The 14,183-nt window shown below is 62.9% G+C and carries 20 protein-coding genes and 1 riboswitch; all 20 genes read right to left on the bottom strand.

From position 1 onward, the window contains the following. Nucleotides 1–17: 17 nt before the first annotated feature. Complete coding sequence (locus I2C21_RS06630; RefSeq protein WP_186963114.1) at nt 18–344, bottom strand: ribosomal-processing cysteine protease Prp; 327 nt, start codon at nt 342–344, stop codon at nt 18–20. A 7-nt stretch (nt 345–351) separates the two neighbouring features. Next, the gene (gene rplU / locus I2C21_RS06625; RefSeq protein WP_101692348.1) at nt 352–663 is read right to left on the bottom strand and encodes a 50S ribosomal protein L21; all 312 of its coding nucleotides are present in this window, start codon (nt 661–663) and stop codon (nt 352–354) included. Nucleotides 664–822: 159 nt separating this feature from the next. Then, entirely contained in the window at nt 823–2,040 is a 1,218-nt protein-coding gene (locus tag I2C21_RS06620) for a M20/M25/M40 family metallo-hydrolase (RefSeq protein WP_195278840.1), read from the bottom strand. A gap of 8 nt (nt 2,041–2,048) precedes the next feature. Beyond that, nucleotides 2,049–3,068, bottom strand: a complete 1,020-nt coding sequence (locus I2C21_RS06615) for an ABC transporter substrate-binding protein (protein ID WP_195278839.1) — start codon at nt 3,066–3,068, stop codon at nt 2,049–2,051. Nucleotides 3,069–3,090: 22 nt separating this feature from the next. Further along, the gene (locus I2C21_RS06610) at nt 3,091–3,846 is read right to left on the bottom strand and encodes an ABC transporter permease (RefSeq protein WP_101692351.1); all 756 of its coding nucleotides are present in this window, start codon (nt 3,844–3,846) and stop codon (nt 3,091–3,093) included. Beyond that, on the bottom strand, nt 3,843–4,619 hold the full coding sequence (locus I2C21_RS06605) for an ABC transporter ATP-binding protein (RefSeq protein ID WP_235964112.1): 777 nt from the start codon (nt 4,617–4,619) through the stop codon (nt 3,843–3,845). The genes I2C21_RS06610 and I2C21_RS06605 overlap by 4 nt, the downstream gene beginning before the upstream one ends. Further along, nucleotides 4,601–5,260: a thiaminase II gene (gene tenA, locus I2C21_RS06600; protein WP_186963116.1), complete on the bottom strand. Its 660-nt coding sequence runs from the start codon at nt 5,258–5,260 to the stop codon at nt 4,601–4,603. Before tenA ends, I2C21_RS06605 begins: the two co-directional genes overlap by 19 nt. Continuing rightward, nucleotides 5,257–5,898: an HAD family hydrolase gene (locus tag I2C21_RS06595; RefSeq protein ID WP_195278838.1), complete on the bottom strand. Its 642-nt coding sequence runs from the start codon at nt 5,896–5,898 to the stop codon at nt 5,257–5,259. Before I2C21_RS06595 ends, tenA begins: the two co-directional genes overlap by 4 nt. Continuing rightward, nucleotides 5,891–6,550 (bottom strand): thiamine phosphate synthase, encoded by a 660-nt coding sequence (thiE, locus tag I2C21_RS06590; protein ID WP_195278837.1) that lies wholly within the window; start codon nt 6,548–6,550, stop codon nt 5,891–5,893. Before thiE ends, I2C21_RS06595 begins: the two co-directional genes overlap by 8 nt. Continuing rightward, complete coding sequence (thiM, locus tag I2C21_RS06585; protein WP_195278836.1) at nt 6,531–7,367, bottom strand: hydroxyethylthiazole kinase; 837 nt, start codon at nt 7,365–7,367, stop codon at nt 6,531–6,533. Before thiM ends, thiE begins: the two co-directional genes overlap by 20 nt. 8 nt (nt 7,368–7,375) lie before the next feature. Further along, complete coding sequence (gene thiW, locus I2C21_RS06580; RefSeq protein ID WP_186963119.1) at nt 7,376–7,912, bottom strand: energy coupling factor transporter S component ThiW; 537 nt, start codon at nt 7,910–7,912, stop codon at nt 7,376–7,378. Between the two features lie 13 nt (nt 7,913–7,925). Next, a complete protein-coding gene (locus I2C21_RS06575; RefSeq protein ID WP_101692358.1) occupies nt 7,926–8,222 on the bottom strand; it encodes a thiamine-binding protein in 297 nt (98 codons plus the stop codon). Next, nucleotides 8,219–9,019, bottom strand: a complete 801-nt coding sequence (gene thiD, locus I2C21_RS06570) for a bifunctional hydroxymethylpyrimidine kinase/phosphomethylpyrimidine kinase (protein WP_195278835.1) — start codon at nt 9,017–9,019, stop codon at nt 8,219–8,221. Before thiD ends, I2C21_RS06575 begins: the two co-directional genes overlap by 4 nt. 121 nt (nt 9,020–9,140) lie before the next feature. Next, nucleotides 9,141–9,247: riboswitch (TPP riboswitch) on the bottom strand. A 53-nt stretch (nt 9,248–9,300) separates the two neighbouring features. Continuing rightward, nucleotides 9,301–10,695: a sodium-dependent transporter gene (locus I2C21_RS06565; RefSeq protein WP_101692360.1), complete on the bottom strand. Its 1,395-nt coding sequence runs from the start codon at nt 10,693–10,695 to the stop codon at nt 9,301–9,303. Between the two features lie 163 nt (nt 10,696–10,858). After that, nucleotides 10,859–11,137 carry a DUF6514 family protein gene (locus I2C21_RS06560; RefSeq protein WP_101692361.1) on the bottom strand — a complete coding sequence of 93 codons (279 nt, stop codon included), beginning with the start codon at nt 11,135–11,137 and terminating at the stop codon, nt 10,859–10,861. Nucleotides 11,138–11,398: 261 nt separating this feature from the next. Further along, on the bottom strand, nt 11,399–11,845 hold the full coding sequence (locus tag I2C21_RS06555; RefSeq protein ID WP_101692362.1) for a hypothetical protein: 447 nt from the start codon (nt 11,843–11,845) through the stop codon (nt 11,399–11,401). Nucleotides 11,846–11,857: 12 nt separating this feature from the next. After that, nucleotides 11,858–12,922, bottom strand: a complete 1,065-nt coding sequence (locus tag I2C21_RS06550) for a type IV pilus twitching motility protein PilT (RefSeq protein WP_101692363.1) — start codon at nt 12,920–12,922, stop codon at nt 11,858–11,860. Between the two features lie 32 nt (nt 12,923–12,954). Continuing rightward, a complete protein-coding gene (locus I2C21_RS06545) occupies nt 12,955–13,356 on the bottom strand; it encodes a hypothetical protein (RefSeq protein WP_145996844.1) in 402 nt (133 codons plus the stop codon). Then, nucleotides 13,349–13,678 carry a type IV pilus modification PilV family protein gene (locus tag I2C21_RS06540; RefSeq protein ID WP_186963122.1) on the bottom strand — a complete coding sequence of 110 codons (330 nt, stop codon included), beginning with the start codon at nt 13,676–13,678 and terminating at the stop codon, nt 13,349–13,351. The genes I2C21_RS06545 and I2C21_RS06540 overlap by 8 nt, the downstream gene beginning before the upstream one ends. Beyond that, nucleotides 13,675–14,172: a DUF4860 domain-containing protein gene (locus I2C21_RS06535; protein WP_101692366.1), complete on the bottom strand. Its 498-nt coding sequence runs from the start codon at nt 14,170–14,172 to the stop codon at nt 13,675–13,677. Before I2C21_RS06535 ends, I2C21_RS06540 begins: the two co-directional genes overlap by 4 nt. Between the last annotated feature and the right edge of the window lie 11 nt (nt 14,173–14,183).

Here is a 14,183-nt window from a genome sequence, read left to right as displayed (position 1 = left end):
ATGCGCGATGGAGAAGGTCAGTCCTCCTCCACCACGAGAATGTGTTGCGGATACTCCTCGTGCAGCTCGGTGAGGTAGAGCATCAGCGCTGTCAGAAGGGTCTGACAGGTGCTCTCGTTGCTCTGGCTCAGGCCGCCGGGGAGCCTAAGGGAAACGCTGTCCTCCCGGACCTTGACCGAGGCCTCCAGACCGAGTACGTCGTTGACGGCGCACTCTGTCATGCGGATGGCGCTGGTCACCGCCGCGCAGACGATGTCGCTTCCCGCTTCAGCGTAGCCGCTGTGGCCCTGGGCGGTAAAGCCCACCACGCGGTCGCCTTCCATGCGAAAGGATATGGTAGTCATATCCGGATTACACGGAGATCTTGCCGATGGTCACCTTGGTGTAGGGCTGACGATGACCCTGGCGCTTGTGATAGCCCTTCTTGGGCTTGTACTTGAAGACCATGATCTTCTTGCCCTTGCCGTTCTTCACCACGGAAGCGTCCACCTTGGCGCCAGCCACCACGGGGGTGCCGAAAGTAGCCTTCTCGCCGTCGATGACAGCCAGGACCTGATCAAACACGATGGCGTCGCCAGCCTCGTTGGGCAGCTTCTCGACGAAAATGGTATCGCCCTCCGCCACCTTGTACTGCTTGCCGCCGGTCACAATGATTGCCTGCATTCTGATTTCACTCCTTCATAACGGACTCGCTCTCAGGGGCGGGAAGAGGGGGGACCCCGCTTCCGCTTGCAAACCCAGTCAAAGCGGCTCTAATAGTATATCAATGCCTCTTTGTATTGTCAATCATTTTTGCGAATATATTCTGTTTTCCCTCTATTTCTACGCGCAGGGGTTCCGGAGCGCCCCCTTCTGCCGGGGCAGCAGCCCCAGGGTCAGCGCGCACAGGGCGGTGCGCTGGCGGATGGATGGGATGGACACCCGCTCCCGGGTGGTGTGGATATCCTCGGCCAGGGCGGAGAGGGCGTCCACCGTGGGCACCCCGAAGGTGCTCAGGTAGGCCCCGTCGGTGGCGGAGGGATCGCTGATCTCCCGAGCGGTGAGACCCAGAAGGCGGCAGGGCTCCTCCAGGAGCGTCCAGGCCCGGTGGTTGGCCTCCCCCGGCTCCATGGCGGGGAAGAGAGTGCGGTACTCCACCTTCACCCGGCACCCATCTACCGTGACCTGTCCCGCCATGGCATCCAGCTTTTCCTGGATGGCGGCAAAATCCCGGTTCTCCGGAATGCCCGCACAGCAGAACTCTCCCCGGGCCTCTCCGGCCACCACACCGTTGGGGCGGCCGCCTGAGATGGGGGCCACATTGAAATAGATCCCCCGCTCCAGGTCGTTGAACCCATAGAGCCGGATGATCTGATGGGCCAGCTCCAGCACCGCGCTGCGCCCCTCCAGATAGGCCTTCCCGGCGTGGGCCTCCCGGCCCTCCACCTGGATGGAGCCCAGGATCACGCCCCGGCGGCCGGTGACAAAGCAGGGCTGTCCCTCCCGCTCCCGTCCCCCCTCAAAGACCAGGGCACAGTCGGCTCCCGCCGCCTCCCGGCGGTAGAGCTCCCGGCCGGACTGAGATCCGGTCTCCTCATCACAGGTAAAGAGGTATGTCAATTCCCAGGGCGGGAGCAAACCCGCCTTTTGCAGGATCAGGGCGCCGAACAGGGAGATGAGCACCCCGCTCTTGCAGTCTCCCGCGCCCAGGCCCCAGGCCCACTCCCCCTCCACATGGAAGGGGTATTCCGCCGCCGCGCCCAGTCCGAACACCGTGTCCAGATGGGCCGCCAGAAGGACACGGCCCTGGACCGGTCCCTCCGGCCGCACCCGGGCCACCAGATGCTTTCCAAGGCCGGGGGCCGGAACCTCCTCGATCTGTGCCCACAGTTCCTCCAACAGGGGACGCAGAAGCTGCCGCACCGCCTCGTTTCCCGCCTCCAGGCCGGTACCGCTGTCCTGAGCACACAGTTCACCCAGGAGAGTAAGCTGCCGTGGGAGGACCTCCTCCGCCCCGGTCAGGGCCAGACGGAGAAGCGTTTGCTTTTCCCGCTCGTCCATGGCCGCTCCTATTCGCCCAGGAGGTCCACCATGACCTCCGCCGGGTCAAAGCCCTCCTGGATCATGCCCACCGACTGGAGCCAGTCGATGTTCTCCTGCCAGACCGCCTCGTCCTGGGAGAGGAAGGCGCCGCCCTCCCGGTCCATCAGGGGCAGGAGCACATCAAAGCTCTTGCGCTCCACCGACTCGGTGAGGGGGAAGTTCTCCTCGTCCTGATTGGCCAGCAGCAGCTGGAGGGCCTCCTCCGGGTCGGCCTGCATGTCGGCAAAGCCCTTCTCACAGGCCCGCAGGAAGCGGGTGTAGGTGTCCCGCTTCTCCTCCAGCTGTTTCTCTCCGGTGACCAGCATCAGGGAGTAATAGTTGGGCACCCCGTAGTCGGTGACCTTCATCACATCCATGGGGAAGCCCTGCTCCTCCAGGGCGGGGATCTCGTGGTTGAGGAAGCACCCATAGGTGGCGTCCACGTTGCCGGTGGTCATGGCGCTCATCAGATCGAAGCCCACGTCGATCATCTCCACGTCCTCCAGGGACGCCCCCACGCTCTGGAGCATCTGCTCCACCGCCACCTCGCCGAAGCGGGTGCCCGAGTAGCCGATGGTCTTACCCACCAGATCGGAGGCGCTGTGGATCCCCTGCTCCGCCAGGGAGCAGACCACGGCCACCGGCTCCTGCACCACCGCGCCCAGCACCTTCACAGGCACGTCCTCGTTGGCCTTGGCGATGATGGTGTCTTCCTGGTAGTAAAAACCGATGTCGGCCTTGCCCGCCGCCGTCATGGTGAGAGGGTCGCTGGTGTTGGAGGGGAAGAGGATGTTCACCTGCAGGCCCTCCTGGGCAAAATATCCCTTTTCCTCCGCCTCGTAGAGGAAGGCGTGGACCGCGTTGGGATACCAGTCCAGCACTACATCCACGGTCTCCAGTTCTTCCCCGCCGGCAGAGGGGGCGGGAGTCTCTCGCTGGGCCCCGCAGCCCGTGCCGCTCCACAGCAGCAGGGCGCTCAGGCCCAGGGCCAGTTTGCGTCGTCTCATGGTTCCATTTCCTTTCTGTGTCTCAGGATTCGCCCCGCCAGCGGACGATCTTCTTTTCCAGCAGAGCCACCACCCCCACCGCCAGCATGGCAGCCAGGGAGAGCAGCACGATGGGGGCAAAGACCCCCGCGCCGTTGAGCTGGGTCATCATCCGCCGGGAGAAATAGCCCAGCCCGCTCTTGGCTCCCAGCCACTCACCGATAGCCGCGCCGATGACGCTCATGGGCACAGCCATCTTCACTGCGGAGAAGAAGTAGGGCAGGGCACAGGGCACCTTGATGCGCAGAAAGATATCCCGCCGGGTGGCCCCGTAGGTGAGGAGAAGCTCGGCCATCTCGGTCTGGGCCGAGCGCAGGCCGTCATACACCGTGATGGTGATGGGGAAAAAGGTGATGAGCACCGTCACCAGCACCTTGCTCCAGATCCCATACCCGAACCACAGCACGAAGAGGGGGGCAATGGCGGTGGTGGGGATAGTCTGGGAGATCACCACCAGGGGATAGAGCATCCGGCGCACCAGGGCGCTGGCGTCCATGGCCACCGCCAGAGCCAGGCCCAGCACCAGGGAGATGGCAAGTCCGATGGCGGTCACTCCCATGGTGGCGGGCAGATGGACCGTAAAGAGGGGCCCCCGCAGCTCCCACAGCGTCTGGAGGATCTGAACGGGAGAGGGGAGGATATAGGCCGCATCCAATCCCATGGCCCCCGCCTGCCACAGCAACAGCAGGGCGAAGAGAAAGATCAGGGCCGGAAGATTGGTCCTGCACGCACGTTTCATACCGCCACCTGCTTTCTCAGCAGCGCAATGAGCTGCTCTTTCAGCTCCACCATGGCCGGGTCCTTCAGGCAGGACCGGTCCCGGGGATCGGAGGCGGGCACCGGGATCTCAGTCAGGGCACGGATGGGGGTGGACTCCACCACCAGCACACTCTGGGAGAGGAAGAGGGCCTCCTCCACATCGTGGGTAATAAAGAGGATGGTCTTGTGGTGCCGCCGCCACTGGTCCAGGAGCCACTCCTGCATGGAGATGCGGGTCAGGAAGTCCAGCGCCGAGAAGGGCTCGTCCAGAAGGAGGAGGTCGCTGCCCGTGAGCATGGTGCGGGCAAAGGCAGCCCGCTGGCGCATCCCCCCGGAGAGCTCCTGGGGCATCTTATCCCCGCAGCCGGGCAGGCCCACATCGGCCAGTGCCTCCTCCGCCCGCTCCCGCCGCTCCTTCCGGCTGTACCCGCCCTGGATCTCCAGGGGAAGGGCCACATTCTCCCCCACGCTCCGCCAGGGGAAGAGCAGGTCCTTCTGGGGCATATAGCCGCAGTAGCCCTTGCGTCCGGCAATGGGCGTGCCGTCTACCCGGATGGTCCCGCCCTTGGGGGCAAGCAGACCGTTGGTCATACGGAAGATGGTGCTCTTTCCGCAGCCGCTGGCCCCGATGATGCAGTGGAAGGAACCGGGCTCCACCTGAAAGGAGAGACGGTCGATGATGTCAAAATCCTCGCTGGGGTACTGGTAGGAGACCTCCTCAAAGGCCAGCGCGCTCATGCTTCCAGTTTCCATGCCATCTCCCAGAAGCCCAGCTCATACCGGCTGCACGCCACAAAGATCTCCTCCAGCCGGCGGTACTCCTCCTCACTGCACCCTGCTGCCAGGGCGTCCATCCGCTCCACCAGGGCGCGGTTGGTCTCCTGATACTCCTCCGAGGAATAACCCTGGACCCACTCACCGTAGAAGGGGTGCTCCAGCGCGCCGGGCCGTGCGGCCAGACGTGTTCCGATCTCCGCATAGCTCCAGGAGCAGGCCAGAATGGCGGCCACGATCTCTGCCGGACCGCCCGCGGCAGCAGCCGAGAGCATGTAATTGGTGTAGGAGAGGTTGGGCAGAGCGGGACGCACCGCGAAGACCTGCTCCTCCGTGATGCCCAGGCGGGCCATGTAGGCCCGGTGGATCTTCATCTCGCCCCCCAGGATGGCATCCACGTTGGCCGAGAAGAAGCGCATCAGCTCGGGGCTGCGGGCCTTTACCACGCCCCAGGCAAAGACGCGGGCGTAATCAAAGAGGTACAGATAGTCCTGGAGCAGGAAGTAGCGGAATTTTTCCACCTCCAGGGTGCCGTCCCCGATCCCGGTGACAAAGGGATGGGCATGGCAGGCCTCCCAAATGGGTCGGGCGGCCTCATAAAGACGCTGGGTCACAGTCATAGAACGCAGTTCCTCCAATCGGTGATGGTCTCATGGGCGAGGGCGCACACCTGGGGCCAGTCCCCGGCGTAGGCCTCCTCGGCCACGCCCACCACGTAAAATCCCGCCTCCCGGGCGGTGCGTACGGCGTAGAGCGCATCCTCAAAGATGGCGATCTCACCCGGCGCCGCCCCCAGACGGCGGGCGGCCTCCAGATAGATGTCCGGTCGGGACTTGCCTACTCCCAGGGTCTCGCAGCTGAGGAGGAAGTCAAAGCATCCGTCCACCTCCAGCCGCTCCAGGCAGGCGTGGGAGAGGGGCTCAGCCGTGGCGGTGGCCACACAGAGGCGGACCCCCCGGTCCCGGAGTCCCTCCAGATACGCCTTTACGCCCGCTTTGAGGGGGATGTCCCGGCGGTAGTGGTCCTCCATGACGGCGTGCATCTCCTCCACAATGGCCGCAGGCGGGCCCGGGATGTGGAAGGTCTCCATAAAATAGGCGGCCGACTCCAGCATGGTCATGGGGCCGATGGGGGCCAACTGCTCCGCCGTAGGAGAAACGCCCCGCTGTTCCAGATAATCCCGGCCCAATCGCCGCCAGTATCCCATGGAGTCCACCAGGGTGCCGTCCATGTCGAAAATGCAAAAGCCCTTATCCATGGTCCGCCACTAGCTCCTCGGCCAGGGTGCGCAGATGGGCGGTGGCCGCGCCGGGATCAGGCTGGGCAAAGATGGCGGAGACCACGGCCACGCCGTCCACCCCGCTCCCCTGGAGCTGGAGGAGGTTGTCCGCGCTGATGCCGCCGATGGCCACCACGGGGATGTCCACCGCGTCGCAGATGGCCCGCAGCGCCTCCACCGTCAGGCTCTTGGCGTCCTTCTTGGTGGTGGTACCGAAGACCGCGCCCACGCCGATGTAGTCGGCCCCCGCCTGCTGGGCGGCCAGGGCGGTCTCCACCGTGTTGGCCGAGATGCCCAGGATCTTATCCGGGCCGATCATGGCGCGCACATCCTTGCCTACGATGTCGCTCTGGCCCACATGGACGCCGTCGGCATCGCACTCCAGGGCCACTTCAATGGAGTCGTTGACCACAAAGGGCACGTGATAGCGCCCGGCCTGCTCTTTGAGGATCTCGGCCTCAGCCAAAAAGGCGTCGTGGTCCATCCCCTTCTCCCGGACCTGAAGGAAAGTGGCGCCGCTGCGCAGCACCTCCTCGGTCACCTCGGGGAGGGTGCGCTCCCCCAGCCAGCTCCGGTCGGTCACAGCATAGAGCAGCATGGCGCTGCGGATCTCATCCCTGGTAAATTTCATAGCGTACTCCTTCTCTCAGTTCGTCCTCGGTCAGATTAAACACCGCGTCGATCAGATCGGTGCGGAAGGTGGCATTTCCGGTGCCGTTTTGGAGGCGGCGGGCCTCGGCCCTCTCTCCCGCCAGATCCATGGCGGCCACGGCGGCGACCGCTGCCGCCAGCGGGCGCTCCGGGTTGGCCCCGCAGAAAGCCCCCAGCAGGGCGGTGAGCATACATCCGCTCCCCGTCACCCGGCTCATGGTGGGCACGCCGCCCCGGATCAGAACGGTCTGTGTTCCGTCGGACAGGATGTCCACCTGGCCCGAGAGGGCGGTCACCGCCCCCGTAGACTCCGCCAGACGGCGGCACAGCTCCACGCCCCGGGAGAGATTCTCCTCGGTGACCGCGTCGCCGGCCGACACGTCCACACCGCTCCCGCCCTCTGCGCCCAGGGCCAGGGCGCGGATCTCGGAGGCATTGCCCCGGATCACGGTGAAGCGCAGCTCGGCGAGGAGGCGGCGGCAGGCCTCCCGCCGCAGGGAGGTGACCCCCGCCGCCACCGGGTCCAGTACCACCGGGATGCCCAGCTGGTTGGCCCGCTTTCCGGCCAGGAGCATGGCCTCCACATCCCCGATGGCGCCCAGGTTCAGGACCAGGGCCTGGACCCCCGCTACGGCCTCCTCCACCTCACGGATGTCGTGGGCCATGGTGGGAGAGCCGCCGGCGGCCAGCAGGATATTGGCGCAGTCGTTGACGGTCACAAAATTGGTAATGCACTGGACCAAGGGGGTACGCTCCCGCACCGCCCCCAGGCAGGAGGCAAGTTCCGTTCTCTCCATGCTTCACCTCAGCGCTTGAGCTGCTCCAGCATCCGATCCAGTGCACCGGAACGCTTGAGGAGCAGGATAACGGCGCAGCCCATCAAGCCGCCCACAGCGGAGGAGGGCAGGTAAGCCGGGATGTAGAAGAAGGGGGACTGGGCGTCCAGTCCGTAGAACTGCTTCATCAGGGGATAGGCCACCATGGCGCTGATAAAGCCGGTGCCGATGACCTCACCCACATAGCCCATCCACAGCTTCTGGGTCTTCTGATAGAGCAGCCCCGAGAGGAACGCGCCGAACACGGCGCCCACCACCGCCTGGATGGTCCGCCCGGTGAGCATCCGCAGCAGTCCCGTGAGCAGGGCCGCCGCAAAGCCGTACCAGGGTCCCAGGAACACCGCGCCCAGGATGTTGCAGAAGTGCTGGAAGGGCGCCATGGAGGGGAAGTAGACAAAGGTGGAGAGTACAAAGCCCAGGCCCGCCAGCATGGCGGCCAGTACCATCCGGCGCACGGAAAGGCTGTTGGCACGGGTCATGGTATGGGTATCCGCAGTCACTTTCATTTCGGCAGCCTCCTCAACGATTCTGATATTTGCCCGTCTTGTCGTCGATGGTCCACACGCCGTCGGGCTTATAGCTGATCTTCACATAGCTCATCACGCTGGGGGCACCGGCTTCCACGCAGATGCGGCAGCACTGTTTGACGATGTCCAGAAGCTCCTCCAGATCGCCCTCCAGCGTGGTCTCGAAGGGCCCCACCACATAGTGCAGCCCTGTGGAGGCCAGATAGGCGATGACCTCGTCCACGATCCGCCGGGTCTCCTCCTGCTCCATCACCTTGGGCAGGACCTGAATGGCAATGCTTGCGTTCATTGTACGCTTCCTCCTTCTGCAATGGCGTAGTTGTGCTTGAGCGGGCCGCTGCCCTGGCCCAGATCCAGCTGGGCCTCCATGGCGGCGGTAATATAGGTCTTGCCCTTCCGCACTGCCTCGGGCAGCTCCTCCCCCAGGGCCAAGAAGGAGGCGATGGCGGAGGAGAGGGTGCAGCCCGAGCCGTGGTTGTTGGGATTGTCCACCCGGGGGGAGCGGAACCAGATGGCCTCGCCCTTCCACCAGAGGAGATCGTCCGCCGTATCGCTCCGATGGCCGCCCTTGACCAGTACGCCCCCGGGGACCCGCTCTCCAATGGTGCGGGCGGCACGGAGCATGTCCGCTTCGCTCTCCACCGCAAAGCCGCACAGCCGCTGGGTCTCGGGGAGATTGGGCGTGATCACCGCCGCCAGGGGGAAGAGCTCCTCCATCAGCGCGGTGAGGGCAGTGTCCTGCATGAGCGCGCTGCCGCTGGTGGCCACCATCACCGGGTCCACCACAATGCGCTCTGCCCGGTATTCCCGCAGCTTGGCGGCAATGACGCGGATGATGTCAGCGTTGGAGACCATGCCGATCTTTACCGCATCGGGCCGGATATCCTCAAACACGCAGTCCAGCTGTGCGCCCACAAAAGCCGGGGTCGCCTCCAATACCTCCCGCACGCCGGTGGTATTCTGGGCCGTCAGGGCGGTGATGGCGCTCATGCCATACACCCCCAGGCAGGTCATAGTCTTCAGGTCGGCCTGGATCCCGGCGCCGCCGCTGGAATCACTGCCCGCGATAGTCAAAACTCGTCTCATCTGCTTGCCTCTCCTTTTTTCGTTTGGATTTCTGTGGGGCAGACCAAAAAAGGCGGGATGTCCCAACTGGGACATCCCGCCTCAAGCGTTTCTCTATGCTCCTCCGTACGAAGGAGAACCGCACGAAGTCTGTGCCGCGTCCCTACGTTGGCATTACCCACATCAGGTAAGGTCGAGGGACTCGCCCCTCCTCTCAGCCCCCTCGCGGGAGCTCCCTTGCGTGTTTTATTGTAGGACGAACGAAACCTTCTGTCAATCCCTATTTCCGGGGATACAGGCAATCAGCCCTTGGGGGCAAACTTATCCCAGTAGCCCATGAAGAAGATGATGAGCACGATCACAGGAAGGACAAAGGTAAAGTAAACGCGCAGCTTTCCGGGGAAGCGGGCGCCCTCACCCTGGTTGGCCTCCTTCAGGAAGTTCTCATAGCCCCAGCCGTATTTGTCGGAGACACAGCAGAAGAGCAGATAGACCACCGAGCCCAGAGGCAGCAGATTGTTGCTGACCAGGAAATCCTCCAGGTCCATGATTCCCATGCCCAGCACCTTCACGCCGCTCCACAGGTTGTTGCCCAGCAGGCAGGGCAGGCTCAGCAGGAAGATGAGCACCAGGTTGGCCAGCACCGCCTTGCGCCGGGAAATGGCCCACTTGTCCATCCAGCAGGCCAGAATGTTCTCAAAGACCGCCGTCACGGTGGAGAGGGCCGCAAAGAAGAGGAACACAAAGAACATGGCGCCCCACAGCCGGCCACCGGGCATGGCGTTAAAGACATTGGGCAGGGTGACAAAGATCAGATTGGGGCCCGCGTCGGGCTGCACCCCGAAGGCAAAGGCCGAGGGGAAGATGATCAGACCCGAGATGAAGGCCACACAGGTATCCAGGATACCCACGCTGATGGCCTCGCCGAACAGGCGGCGCTCCTTGCCGATGTAGCTGCCGAAGATGGCCATGGCGCCGATGCCCAGGCTCAGGGTAAAGAAGGCCTGACCCATAGCGTCATAGATGGCACGGAACAGGCGGAAGTTCCCCTCGCCGTCGTACATCAGGTTGTGGAAATTGGGCACCAGATAGAACTTCAGGCCCTCTATCGCCCCAGGAAGGGTGACGGCGCGCACCGCCAGCACCACCAAGAGCGCCAGCAGGCAGAGCATCATGGCCTTGTTGATCTTCTCCACGCCATTTTGCAGTCCCCGGCTGCACACCAGCATGCCCAGCACCACCACAATGGCCATAAAGAGCAGCTGGATACCAGGGGTGGCCACCATCTGTCCATAGGCATCCGCCACACCGGCGGTATCCAGACCCTCAAAGCGACCCAGCACCATCTTGCAGAAGTACAGCAGAAGCCAGCCGGCAATGGTGGTATAGAACATCATGAGCAGGTAGTTGCCCGCCATACCGAACCAGCCGTACCAGTGCCACTTGCTGCCCTTGGGCTCCAGCTGCTGGAAGGAGACGATCACACTCTTCCGGCTGGCTCGCCCCACCGCAAACTCCATGGCCATGATGGGCAGACCCATCACCACCAGGAAGGCCAGGTAGATCAGCACGAAGGCTGCGCCGCCATACTGTCCCACAATATAGGGGAAGCGCCACACATTTCCCAGGCCAATGGCGCACCCGGCTGAGATGAGCACAAAGCCCAGCCGGGACGCAAAGGTCTCTCTCTCTTTCACATCCGTTTCCTCCTTGCCTCTTTTGGGCACAACGCCCACACATATGTTGACATTTTACCCCGTTTTCCCATCAACTGTCAACCTTGCTTCTTTCCCTTTGCACACCCTGTTTCCATAAAAATACCGGAGGCCGGATCATCGATCCGGCCTCCGGTATCCATGCTTATGCGAGCCAATCCAGGACCACATCTCGCAGGGTGGAAGGAGTTACCGTGTTGCGCAGCAGGAGTTCCATTAATTCATCAATGCGGGAAACGCTTACGGTGACATGGGGGAGCTGTGCTCCCTCACTTCCATCCGCAGCCGCGATCTTTACGCCGTAGCTTTCACAGGCGAACCCATCACTCACACACATTTGGTCCACCAAGATGTAATAGTCGAAGCAGTACTTTTGACCGTCCTCACCCTCCTCAGTGCGCTGCCCGACGTACAATTCCCTCATCTTGCGCCTTCCCCTCCTTATATCAGATCACTTCCAATGCAATTATATTGTATTTCCTACGGCACGGAAAGAAAAATCGTTCGCAATTTTCCCACAGAACTGCCATTTTTCCACACATTTCCCCAAATTCCACGACCGTCAACCGCGACATTTGTCAAATTACGCCGCTTCATCGGGAACTTGGTCGCACACTTTTTCTTTTCTGGCTGCAAAAATCCCGCCGGGCACCCGGAGAAACCGGGCCCGGCGGGCTGCTCTCTATTACGCTTTTCCGCTCAACCGTTCATCCACACATTTGATGAGCTCCAGTACGCTGGCATACTCCTGCCGCGGCGTCCCATCCAGCCAGTCCAGAAATCCCTGCCAGGTGGTATTCCGCCGGGTGATGACATACAGCTGAAAGGTGGCTGCTTCGCCCCGGGCGGCCTCCACCTCTTCCCGGGACATGCCGCTGTTCAGATCTTTGGCGACCAAGTCGCTGCACCCCTCTCCCCGTCCGGGGCAGAAGGTACGGGTGCGCTCAAAGGCCTGAGGAAAATTCTGTGTATCCAGCACTTCCTCCAGCTGGAGCAGAAGTCCGCCGATATCGGAAAAGGAAAAGGGACGCAGCAGGCGGCGGCTCACGACCCGGCCGCAGATACGCCCGTCCGTCACCTGATCCACACAGATCCGGATGGCTGCGTCATAGTGGTTCATATTTGCCGGCATAGCTTCTCCTCCTCACCGTACTGCGGCAAGCCGTTTTTGCATCCATTCGCTGTTGATGCTGTGGCGCAGGGCCTCCTCTTGGCTGATGCGTCCATTCTGCACCAGGCGCAGCAGGCTCTGGTCCATGGAGACCATGCCCTCCGCCGCACCCTGGGAGATCACATTGTCGATCTGATGGGCCTTGGACTCCCGGATCATATTGCGGATGGCGCTGTTGACCACCATCACCTCAAAGGCCGGGGTCAGCCCCCCATCCACGGTGGGCACCAGCTGCTGTGAGACCACGCCTTCCAGCACCATGGACAGCTGGGTGCGGATCTGCTGCTGCTGCTCCGGCGGGAAGGAATCCACGATCCGGTCAATCGTACTGGACGCCCCCACCGTGTGCAGCGTGGAGATGACCAGATGGCCGGTCTCGGCGGCGGTGACCGCCGCCCGGATGGTGTCGGCGTCCCGCATCTCGCCCAGAAGGATGATATCGGGGGCCTCCCGCAGGGCGGCCCGCAGCGCGGCATCGTAGGATGCCGTGTCGGTGGACAGCTCCCGCTGGGTCACCACGCTCTCCTTGTGGTGGTGGAGGTATTCAATGGGGTCTTCAATGGTGATAATGTGGCTGTTGCGGGTGGAGTTGACTGCGTCCACCAGACAGGCCAGTGTGGTGGTCTTGCCGCTGCCCGCCGGGCCAGTGAAGAGCACCATACCCCGGGTGTAGCGGGAAAAGGCCATCACATTGTCCGGGATTCCCATGGCCTCCCGGTCAGGCAGCGCAAAGGAGACCACTCGGATCACCAGTCCCAGGGAGCCGCGCTGCTTGAGGGCGTTGACCCGGAAGCGGGAAAGGCCCCGCACGGCAAAGGAGAAATCATCGTCCCCCACCTCCAGCAGGCGCTTCATATCCCGCTCTCCCGCCAGGTGGTAGAGCTCTTCCACCAGGGCCTGAATGTCAGGGGGGAGGAGGCGTTCCCCCTCTCGCCGGATCAGGCCATGGATCTTATAGGCTGCCGGCATACCGGCAATGATGAGAATATCTGAGGCAGAGCGGGCCACGGCCCCCTCCAGGATCTCCAGAATGGTCATGCTTTTTCCTTCTTTCAGCGGGTGGGGCCGGTTCACTCGCCCAGGCCGCCATCCCACAGGTTCCACTGGTCTTGGATCTCACTCTCGTCGGGCCCGCTGGCCACCACTTCCCAGTGTTCAATGGTAACGCCGCCCTCCATCGCGCCCGACGGAATGCGTCCCAGCGTGATGTGAAGAGACTGATTCCCCTCCATGGGGATCCACTCGTCCAGCTCGGTCTCATTCCCGGAGGCAAAGGCGGCATACCGCTGGGCTGCCTCCCGGTCGGCAGCATAGTAGGACTGCACCGTCTCTGCATTGATCTCCGAGAGGGCCAGGTCCGCCTTGGCGGTCGTCAAAGTCAGTGCCGCAAAAATAGACAGAGTGAGCACCAGCAGCACCGTAATGATGGTGATGATCCCCACTCCAAAGGGAGATTCCTGCCGTCTATCCAAGGTAGGTCACCCCTTCCAGCTCATAAACCTGGATATCGTCTTGATAGATGGCGATATCCAACTCGTTCCCACGCACCGCGCACTGGGCACTAAATCCATTGTCCTCTTCCCTGCGCTGCGCGGGCTCCTCCCCGGTGGCCTTCCACTCCTCGGCGATGGATTGGGCGAGATAGACCGCCTGGGTGAGACGCGTGCTCTCCTGGCTGATACGGCGGGCATGGACCAGAAGGCCCACGCAGACCGCCGCGCACAGGGCAAAGATCAGGAGATTGCACACCAGCTCGATGAGAAAGAGGTTGGCTTTTTTCGGTCCGTAACTCATCCCAACACCTCCCCGCCGGGTACCGTGTTCACGCCCATCCGGGACGTGACGCTGGCGGAACAGACCTCGCCATCCTCCGCTGTCACGGTGATGGTGAGAAGATCTCCCTCCAGCGTCAGCTCCATACGATCCAGAGGCAGAATGGCTACGCCGTCCTCGGCCTTCATGCCGCTGTCCTTCTCGGCGTAGAGCTCCCGCAGCTGTCCGTCATAGACATACAGGACCGTATGGTAGTCGCTCTCGCCGGAATCGGTCAGCTCCAGGGCGGGCAGGTACTCAAAGGAGCCTACCCCCACACTCCAGGACCGGCGAACCTGATTGATCAGATAGGACAGTGCCGTGCGCTCCGTCTCGTTCCCGTCGGAGACCGCTACCACGTCCCGATAGACTCCGCTGCCCAGCAGGGTGATCCCCATGGCCAGGATAAAAAAGAGGGCGCACAACACCACGACCAGAGCGGAACGCAGTCCGCGCCCTTCACTTGAGAGTTTCATAACTGGTCACG

Source organism: Clostridium sp. J1101437_171009_A5, assembly GCF_015547905.1.
In the GTDB taxonomy this organism is placed as follows: Bacteria; Bacillota; Clostridia; order Oscillospirales; family Oscillospiraceae; genus Pseudoflavonifractor_A; species Pseudoflavonifractor_A gallinarum.
This window is presented reverse-complemented; position numbering and strand designations above follow the sequence as displayed.